7 protein-coding genes are annotated in these 9668 nt (G+C 35.6%); 1 reads left to right on the forward strand and 6 read right to left on the reverse strand.

Annotation, left to right across the window (positions count from 1 at the left end):
- Positions 1–14 precede the first annotated feature (14 nt).
- Entirely contained in the window at positions 15–1286 is a 1272-nt protein-coding gene (locus HNP36_RS12780) for a Y-family DNA polymerase (protein WP_184164083.1), read from the forward strand.
- Between the two features lie 68 nt (positions 1287–1354).
- On the opposite strand, the gene HNP36_RS12785 is transcribed toward HNP36_RS12780, so the two are convergent.
- From HNP36_RS12785 to HNP36_RS12810, 6 genes are read right to left on the reverse strand one after another with little or no spacing between them, the layout of a single operon-like run.
- Complete coding sequence (locus HNP36_RS12785; RefSeq protein WP_317168971.1) at positions 1355–2500, reverse strand: DUF6625 family protein; 1146 nt, start codon at positions 2498–2500, stop codon at positions 1355–1357.
- Positions 2501–2540: 40 nt separating this feature from the next.
- On the reverse strand, positions 2541–3854 hold the full coding sequence (locus tag HNP36_RS12790; RefSeq protein ID WP_184164089.1) for an HlyD family secretion protein: 1314 nt from the start codon (positions 3852–3854) through the stop codon (positions 2541–2543).
- On the reverse strand, positions 3844–6039 hold the full coding sequence (locus HNP36_RS12795; RefSeq protein WP_184164093.1) for a peptidase domain-containing ABC transporter: 2196 nt from the start codon (positions 6037–6039) through the stop codon (positions 3844–3846). The genes HNP36_RS12790 and HNP36_RS12795 overlap by 11 nt, the downstream gene beginning before the upstream one ends.
- 58 nt (positions 6040–6097) lie before the next feature.
- A complete protein-coding gene (locus HNP36_RS12800; RefSeq protein ID WP_184164096.1) occupies positions 6098–7438 on the reverse strand; it encodes a DUF6734 family protein in 1341 nt (446 codons plus the stop codon).
- Between the two features lie 6 nt (positions 7439–7444).
- Entirely contained in the window at positions 7445–8269 is an 825-nt protein-coding gene (locus tag HNP36_RS12805) for a GLPGLI family protein (RefSeq protein ID WP_184164099.1), read from the reverse strand.
- A 3-nt stretch (positions 8270–8272) separates the two neighbouring features.
- Positions 8273–9547 (reverse strand): vitamin K epoxide reductase family protein, encoded by a 1275-nt coding sequence (locus tag HNP36_RS12810; RefSeq protein ID WP_184429268.1) that lies wholly within the window; start codon positions 9545–9547, stop codon positions 8273–8275.
- Between the last annotated feature and the right edge of the window lie 121 nt (positions 9548–9668).

A 9668-nucleotide genomic window follows, 5' to 3' on the forward strand; every position in this document is an offset into this window, starting at 1 on the left:
ATCATCTTTCTGTCATGTATGCTTTAGTAGACTGCAATAACTTTTTTGTTTCCTGCGAGAGAACCCTGGATCAGTCTCTTGAGGGAAAACCTGTTGTGGTACTTTCCAATAATGACGGATGTGTTGTCTCCAGAAGCAAGGAAGCTAAAGACCTGGGTATTCCTATGGCAGCTCCGGCTTTCAAATATAAAGAACTCTTCAAACAGCATGATGTAAAAAGCTTCTCTGCGAAATTTGAACTCTATAATTACAAAAGCCAGCAGGTAATTGATATTTCAAAGTCATACGTTATGGACTATGAAATTTACAGTATTGATGAGCTGTTTCTGGATCTTTCAGGCTTCAAATATGTAGACATTCATGAATACTGTTTTAAAATTAAAGATGACATCTATAATAAGGAGAATATTCCCGTAAGCATAGGAATTGCTCCCACCAAAACACTTTGTAAAGTGGCAAACAGGATCGTAAAAGATTTTCCGGAGCAGTTTAACGGAATTTATATCCTCGATACTCCTGAAAAAATTGAGAAAGCCTTAAAATGGCTCCCTATAGAAGATGTCTGGGGAATAGGGCGCAGACTTGCCGTAAAAATGCATGACAGCGGAGTTTACAAAGCCTGGGATCTTCTTCAGAAACCGGAAATGTGGGTTCGGAAAATTATGGGAATTCACGGGGTAAGAATGATTAATGAGCTGAAAGGAATCCGCCAGCTGGAATTGGATTCCCCATCTCCAAAAAAATCCATTGCGGTTACCAGAAGCTTTATGGAAATGCTTACCGCAAAAGAAGAGGTTCGGGAACGTGTGGAAACCTTTGGAATGTACTGTTCAGAAAGGCTCCGTAAACAAAATACATGTTGCAGGATGGTTACTGTTTTCGTTCAGACCAACCGTTTCAGAAAAGACCTGCCCGAATATAGAAATGCCATAACGCAGATTCTTCCCAATCCTACCAATTCCTCTATTTTAATAGGCAGGGTGGTGAATGAGCTTTTTGAAGCCATTTACAGGGACGGATTTCATTATAAAAAAGCAGGAGTTATCGTCAACGATTTTGTTCCTGAAGATGAAAGACTCATCAGTCTTTTTGAAGAAGATACCCAAAACCAGCATCTCCCGGTTATGAAAGCAATGGATGCGATGAATAAAAAATTCGGAAAAGATAAAGTACGTCTCGGAAGCATGAGCGGGGAAAATACATTCGGACGGGCCCAACTCTCTCCGGAATATGAGGCATTTTTAAAAAGCAATACACTTCCGGAAGCTAATTTCAGATTTCATTGATATTTAAAATTCTCAAGCTGCAGGAATAGCGGTTAACATACCGGATAAAATTGCTTCTGTATTGAAATCTATCTCTTCTGAAAAAAAGTTACATGCCCGTTTTTTTCAATCAGGTCAATTCCAAATTCATTTTTCGAGAGGTAAGAATTAATTGAATCGAGATAATAATAGTCTTTAAACAGTACAGATTTATATATTGAACCGTTAATTGTATGAAGCCTGAATTTATCCTTATCAATATCAATACATTGATGCATATAACTATAGGTTCCGTTTTCTATTTTAATTGGTTGATCTGGAGATAACTTTGTGAGTATCCTGTCTATTTTACTTGACAAATTGAATTTCATTACGGCCCAATTGTCTTTTAAGTTTCCCAGTACTGCGGGATTAAAGCTTCCGGTGTAAATTTTGTATTTGGATATAAAGAATGTTTTTGAAGGGTTTAAATACTTTTTTTCAGTCAGTATATTTTTCTTATAATCACTTAAATGGTACAGCAAAACTTCATACTCACCTTTATAGGATAGTACTCCGTTATTATACCTGACATCTCCGGGAAGTCCTTCAATTGAAAAAAACTCGAATAAGGGGTTGATTTCTTCTTCATTTCTTACAAGCAGATGATGTAAAGAATCCAAATTATGTTCTATATCCAGAATATTTCTTCCCAAAATAACATCTTCATACAATCCCGCACATTCATCAAACATACAGTTTTCATCAGATTGAAAAATAGCCTCAAAATAATCGCTTGTCCTATATAGCCTATTCATCGTCTGACTATTCTTAAATAGCGAAAAAAATCCGGACGGATATTCCGGTTTTGCAGATATATAATCGAAATTGTCTAAAATATCATCGGTAATGAAGTTCCTGATATTTCCTAAAACGATATCACAGTCGCAGTATCCCCAAAAATCATATCCCTCCGTATATTCTGCAAATATTTCTCCGAATGCAGGCCTGAAATCGCAGATTTTATAAGCTTTTTTAATATTGATGTCTAAATTTAATTTATCCGAAGCCAAACTATTGAAATCACTGAGACCGACTTTTTTTATAATAATATTGTCTGATTGCGTTAACCCGTCCAATTCATCACCAACAAATAAAAAATCTACACTTTTATTCATTATGCAAGAATTGTAAAACAGACTGAAATACCAAGGTAATTCACCAATGTATATTACGATTAATAAAATTTTTTGCATAATTGTTTTGATTAATTGTTTTCTGTATAAAAATATCTCATTAGCTCTGATACCCTAATAATTCCCGGATCTGGTAGAAGAAACGTTCTATAAGCCTTAAGTCCCGGGTTACGATTTCGGCATTTCCTTTAAGCTCTTTATCAAAAGGAAGGTTCTTATTATAAGATGTTTTTAAGCCTTTGGGAAGAACTACATCTACATAGTAGTAATAATTGCCTTTGTCGTCAACACTTGGGGCCAAAGCAACATGGAGGACTTTGCCCTCTACAATGCCATATTCCTGGAAACGGTAATTATCCAGTTTAATCAGAACTTTCTGTCCTTCTGTTACTTTCCCTGAATTTACTGCAGGAATAGACATCCTGCCCACCAGCTTCTCTTTGTTTCTGGGCAAAACAGAAAGAATAGCTTCCCCTGATTTCACAAACTGGTTTTCACCAAAAAACTGCTGAAAACTGGCAGTACCATCTGTAGAAGAAATTATAAGATAATTTTGTTCCCATTGCTTAAGCGATTTTCTTAACTGTTCAAACAGCTGAAGCGTTTTTGAGGAATAGGATATCTTATCTTTCTCCGTATTAATGGCGGCCCCGCTTTTTGTTTTATTGACATTGGAAATATTCTCCTCCATCTGGGATAAAGAGATGTTAATGTTCTCGAAATTCTGCTGAGCCTGAAGATATTTAATTTTTTCATTTTCAAGTTCCACAGCAGAGATTACTCCCTGGTTAAAAAGATCCTGGGAACGCTGATAGTTTTTCTTTGTAAGTTCATATTTGGCCTGCTCAAGACTTTTCTGTTGCTTTAAAGTAATAATCCTTGTTTTATACTCAGAAAGACTCTGATTGGCAGCCAGATTTTCGGGAGCATAAGGCTGAAGCCTTGTAAAAAGCTCCTCATCCTGGAAAGCACTGGCAAAACTGTTATAGTCGCCCTGAAGCTCACCTAATTTGAAATGAGAGGTGATATGAACCGGGAAGGATGCTAACCGGCCGGGAGTAATAGAATCCACCAGTTTTTTTAGTTCCAGAACATCTTTGTAATTAGCTGTGGATTGTATAACCATCAGGATATCATTTTTTTTGACTTCCTGATGGTCTCTGATAAGAATTTTTTCAATTTTTGAATTAGTTCTGGCTTCTATTTTTTCCGGAGGGTTTTGTGATGTAACGGTAATTGGAGCGGGAATAAATTCCGGATATTTAATAATATAGCTCATTATTAAAATAATTGCCAGTATAATGAGAATAACGGTATTTCCCCAGCGGATCATCCAGTGGGGAGGCTGCGTAAGAATGTCCTGAACACTTTCAGAGCGCAGTTCAATATTATCTAATATATCTTTAGTTTCCAAGTTCTAACTGATTTTTTACAAGTCTGTAATATTCACCTTTTAAGGCAACCAGCTCTGCGTGATTTCCTTCTTCAACTACTCTGCCTTTATCCAGAACAATAATCTTATCGGCATGCCTTACTGTGGAAAGCCTGTGAGCAATAACTACGGCTGTTTTTCCTTTAAAAAACTGCTCCAGATTCTCCATAATAACTTTTTCATTGTTCGCATCCAGAGCGGAGGTAGCTTCATCAAAGAAAATATACCCGGGAGATTTATATACAGCTCTTGCAATAAATAATCTTTGCTTTTGTCCGCCGCTTACACCTATTCCTTCATTACCGATCTGGGTATTGTAGCTGAGAGGCAGACTTTCTACAAAATCTTTTATATTGGCAATTTCCACGGCTTTTCTTAGTTTATTCTTATCAATATAATCTTCACCAATGGAAATATTGTTGGCAATCGTATCATTAAAAATATATCCTTCCTGCATTACCACGCCGCAATGATCTCTCCAGTATTTGGGAGAAACATTCTTTAAGCTGACATTTCCTATTTTGATGTCTCCTTCATTGGGTTCATAGAATTTCATCAGAAGTTTCAAAAGGGTGGTTTTTCCGCTTCCGCTGGCTCCTACAATGGCTGTTGTTTTCTGATAGGGGATGGTTAGTTCCAGATTTTCAAATACAAAAGAGTCTGAACCAATATACCTGAAAGACATATTATGTATTTCCAGATCTTTTTGAGGCACTTCGGAAACATACAGGTCATCTTTGTTTTCTTCATCATCCTTGTCATGGATCTCACCTAATCTTTCCAGTGAAATTTTTGCATCCTGGGTTTGTTTGATAAAATCAATTAACTGCAATAGCGGGCTGTTTAACTGTCCAATGATATATTGTACGGAAAGCATCATTCCCAGGGTAAGATTTCCGGATAAAACGAGCTTTGCGGACAGAAAGCTTACCAGAATATCTTTCATCTGATTGATAAAGTTACCTCCTACAGACTGCCACTGCTCGATCGAAAGAGATTTGATCCTGAGCTTGAATAACTTAACCTGTAAAAACTCCCAATCCCAGCGTTTTTGTTTTTCTGCATTATGCATTTTGATTTCCTGCATCCCGTTGATCAGTTCAATAACCTTGCTTTGTTCCTGGGAAACCTGGGAGAATCTTTTATAATCAAGCTCTTTTCTCTTTTTCAGAAAGAAGCTGATCCAACCAATATACAGCACGGCACCCACCAGATAAACGATAAAGAGCCTGTAATCATAAAACAGCAGAACAATGCTGAAAATAATAAGGTTTACCAGTGAGAATAATGTATTCAGGGAGGAACTGGTAAGGAGCTGCTCTATTCTATGATGGTCATTGATTCTTTGCATGATATCTCCGGTCATTCTTGTATCAAAGAAGCTGATTGGCAGTTTCATCAGTTTGATAAAGAAATCAGAGATAATGGAAATATTGATTCTTGAAGAGAGATGGAGCAAGATCCAGCTCCGTATCACTTCAATTCCCATTCTTCCTATAAAAAGCATTATTTGAGCGAACAGAACAAGATAGATGAAATTCAGGTCCTGATTCTGTATCCCTACATCTACAATGCTCTGGGTAAGAAAAGGAAAGATAAGCGAGAGTAAACTTGCTGCCAAAAGCCCTACAGTGAGCTGTAAGACAAGAGATTTATATTTCAGGAGATATTTGGACAGGAAAGAAAAGCTTGCCTTACTTTCATGATCCTCAAATTCTGTCTGGAAAAATGCGGGAGTAGTTTCCAGAACCAATCCTATCCCTTCTTCTGTATCAGACTGGGCATTTTCGCCTATCCAGAATTTGATGAATTCCTCTTTGTTATAGGTAATTAATCCGTAACTGGGATCTGAAATGTATACTTTATTGGTTTTATCAATTTTATAAACAACAACGAAATGTACATTATTCCAGTGTACTATACAGGGTAAAGGCATTTCTTTTGCAAGGGTATCGAAATCTATCCGTACCCCCAATGAGCGGAAACCCAGGTTTTCTGCAGCATCGCTTAATCCCAATAAACTGCTGCCTTCCCGGGTGGTCTCGGAAAAGTTGCGGATATGCTGCAGTGAGATGGTCTTACCATAGTATCTGCTGATAATTCTAAGACAGGTAGGGCCACAATCTTTGCCATCCGGTTGTTTATAAAAGGGGAATTTTTTATTCAAGTTTATTGTGAAATTATAATATTAGTCCTGGCAGATGAGGTTTGCGATCCGAAATAAATCAGACTGAATAGACCACTATTAATTTGTTTTTTAAATAATAATTTAATCTTTCCTGGATCATTGTGATGAATTCATCTTTTAGTTCTGCGGCTTCATCATCCAGCATTTCAAGAATCTCTGATCTTAAGGAATAATATGTTTTTTCAACTTCTGCTTTATCAAGGATCAGCTGGTCTATTTCATCAATAGGGATAATTGTTTTCTCTTCATTTAATTCCCTTATCGTTAATATGGCCTGATCTTCTTCCTGTGAATAGATGCTTCCTTTTATTCGCTTGATATTGAAGTTTCTATCATTATTAAGGCATTCAAATAAAAACGGATGTAAGTTTATACATGTCAGATCCCTGTTAAAAAGATAAACTTCATCAAAAATTTCATTATAGGTATCCTGCCGGGCATCTTCCAGAAACCTTTCTCTTCTTTCTTTGTTTTCGAGATGAGAGAATGTGTAATTAACAGTACCCAGAAGCGGATATTCGTCAGGGAACATTTCATATATTTTACTGAAAAGTGAAGGATAGTTATTGATGAAAAATGTTTCCATAAGCTTACAGACAGAATAAATACGTTTGTAATGGCCCAGCAAATGAAGGTAGGTTCTTTTGAAAGGAACTTCATCAAAATTTCCAAACCCGATATAATCATTGTCCAAAGGTACTTCCTGAATTAAAAAAGCACTGTTTTTCTTTTCTTCAGTCATCATTTCGAATAATAGAACCTGCTCGAAAAAAATATTGAAGTTTCCACCGGAAATTCCCTGATGGAGGTCACTGTTTTTTGCAGCGAATTCAAAGGATTTCTGGGAATATCTGTTAATGAAATTAATGTCATTTCCTCCGAAAATACCCATATTACAGGCATAATTGTTTACTTTTGAAATGTATTTTTCCATTTCTGCCGGAATGAATTTCAAATGCGGGAAAATTTCGTCCCACATTTTACTGTAGTATTCGGTGGTTATTTCGAGATTTTGAGAAATCAGGCCTTCGCTCATAAGGTTATCAGGGAATGGTTCCCATATAAATACATCTCCGTCAACGTGCAGAAAAGGCTCATTCTGCAGCATGTATGCTTTGATTTTAGGCAGAGCCCAGAAATCACGATGAAATGTATTAAGCTCGTCCATAACGACATGAACTTTCTTATAGGGCAGACCCAATTTTGTTATCAAGAGGTCATATCCGTTTTTGTCCGTATATAGTTCTACATCATAAAATTTTGATAGCTGCAAACAGCTTAATGCCCAGCCAATAACATGAAATCTGGGATATAACCAGCCAAAGCTGTTCATTTGAAAATCCTGGGACGCTGTCCAAAAAGATTGTATAATTTTCATTATTAATTATGGGTATTTAATAATATTTGATAGTTCAACAGGGTTATTGTATTTTTTGATCAATGCTCTCTGTTTTTCGATTTCCTGTCTTTTATTGTCTTTTGTAATTTTGGTACCGTCATTTAAAAAAACAGCTTCATACTTATTAAAATCGACAGAGCCGTTATTGATGAAAATCAAAGGATCATAATAGTAATCTGTTTTTAATTTTTTATACCGGGCTTCATCAACTAAAATGGCCTGTTTAAAGGGGTACTGAAAGAAATCGATTTTTTGGGTTATGCTATATGATTCTGTTTTGATTAATTTAAAATGATAATTTTTTTCAGTGTCATATACCTCAAATATGAGTCCCGGTAATCCTCTGAATTTATATGGCCCTTCCGTTATCGGCGATTCAGGATAAAACCATGCAATCCATTCTCTTCCGCCCCATGTGCAGGTGGCCTGCTGCAATTCAAAATCGTCAGTTTTTTTCAAAATTTTGGATAGTGTCCACACTTGTCTGGGCTGGGTCTCACGTTTGATCACATCATTTCCTAAAAATTCATATTCAGTAAAATTTCCGGAATCATTATCCATTGTTAAAAGGTTTGTGAGCTTAGGAACGGATGATAAATTATTATTTGCTTTGTTTAAAGAATCCGAAACATAAAAATCTCTGTTATAATAAATTTTTTCAGTTTTATTCAGATCTGCATGATAAAATTCTTTTGTAAGAACAGTATCCTGGACTGTTTTCCTGTATTTTACCTCATAGATTACCCTTTTTGTCTGAGAATAAAGACCCGAAAATACGATCAGTGAAAGAAAAACAGATAAGTTTTTCATAAATTATAAATTATTGCTTTCTATTAAATCCGGAACAAAGCTTTCCAAATACTTCCGCTCCAAATTATCAGGATACTGGTACTGGTTAATATAAAAATTAGGAGTAAAAAACAGTCCTTTCTCAAAATTCTCATCTGAAATTTTCAGCAGATCCCGAAAGACAGTTTCCGGGTCATTTACTTTAACACTGTACTTTTCCAGCCATTTATTTATATTTTTTTCATGATACCATGATGATAGGGCATCTAAAAATGCTTTGTCTCCTTTGGTGATGTAAATATGATATAATTGAATGAAAAATTCTTTGGTAGAAGCGTCCGGTCTACCGGAAAAATTGAATCTTATATTAATTCCGATATCATTTGAATGTGAGTCATATATAGAATGCAGTATAGAATGGGCTTCTTTGCAAAAAGAGCAAAACGGACTTGTAATAGCTGTAATTACTACATTCGATTCCGGATTTCCCAAAAAAATACCTTTTGTACTAAATGTGTTTACAGTACTGTTTTTCAGAATACTTTCAAAGAAAGAATAATTCTTCACATACCTGGAATTGGTAATGTTTTCTTTTTCAGTACTTTTTAGTTTGGTCAAAGTTTTTTTAATTATTCTGTAGCCGCATACGGAGATAACAGCACTGATAATGATAATAATGAAGTCGCTGATTTGTAATCCTTCATAAGACAGTTTACTGTAGTATAAATTATATACGGTTAAAAACAATATTTCCAGATAGAGAACAGCTATAATGCTTAAACAAATAGGGCACCATTTTTTTTCAACCTTCCACTGGAAAAATATGGAATATAAAGTTAATGGAACTGAACAGTAAAGTAACATATTCATCATAGAGAAATATTCCGGAGCCCTGAAACTTAATAAGAGTATTCCCAATAACTGTGATGAAAAGAAATAGATACTCAGGTCACTGAATTTCAGGTTAATGATGTTTTTTTGAGAGTTGATGACCTGGCTGCAGTCCGCATTTTCCATAATAGAGCAAAACTGTTTTGAGAGTGAGGATTGGAAGCCCATTTCCGTTTTGATCGCCTCCACGGATAAGAATACTCCTAAGAATATAATGACTCCAAAAACAGCAGGTAATAATCCGGCTGTAATGTATAGGTAGGAAATGCATGCTACAATTCCCGTTAATAAATATATTTTATTATTTCTTTTAGCCGCTGAAACTTCCTTTACATTATCATCCTTCTCGATCAGAAGAACAACGTCTGACCATATTGCTTTAAGTTCCTGCAGGGTTATTTTCTGCATTTTGCCTTCATTGTCCGTATGAATATTATAATACTCCCCAAAATTAAGACAGTAATTTAAGATATGAAATTAGCAAAAAAAAGTTTAATTTTAACATCAAATAAGTTATGTCAACAAGGAG

This window comes from Chryseobacterium shigense (assembly GCF_014207845.1).
In the GTDB taxonomy this organism is placed as follows: Bacteria; Bacteroidota; Bacteroidia; order Flavobacteriales; family Weeksellaceae; genus Chryseobacterium; species Chryseobacterium shigense_A.

Coding starts and splice junctions, on each gene's coding strand:
- HNP36_RS12805 (WP_184164099.1), bottom strand. CDS start 8,269: ATGAAAAACTTATCTGTTTTTCTTTCACTGATCGTATTTTCGGGTCTT.
- HNP36_RS12800 (WP_184164096.1), bottom strand. CDS start 7,438: ATGAAAATTATACAATCTTTTTGGACAGCGTCCCAGGATTTTCAAATG.
- HNP36_RS12810 (WP_184429268.1), bottom strand. CDS start 9,547: ATGCAGAAAATAACCCTGCAGGAACTTAAAGCAATATGGTCAGACGTT.
- HNP36_RS12785 (WP_317168971.1), bottom strand. CDS start 2,500: ATGCAAAAAATTTTATTAATCGTAATATACATTGGTGAATTACCTTGG.
- HNP36_RS12780 (WP_184164083.1), top strand. CDS start 15: ATGTATGCTTTAGTAGACTGCAATAACTTTTTTGTTTCCTGCGAGAGA.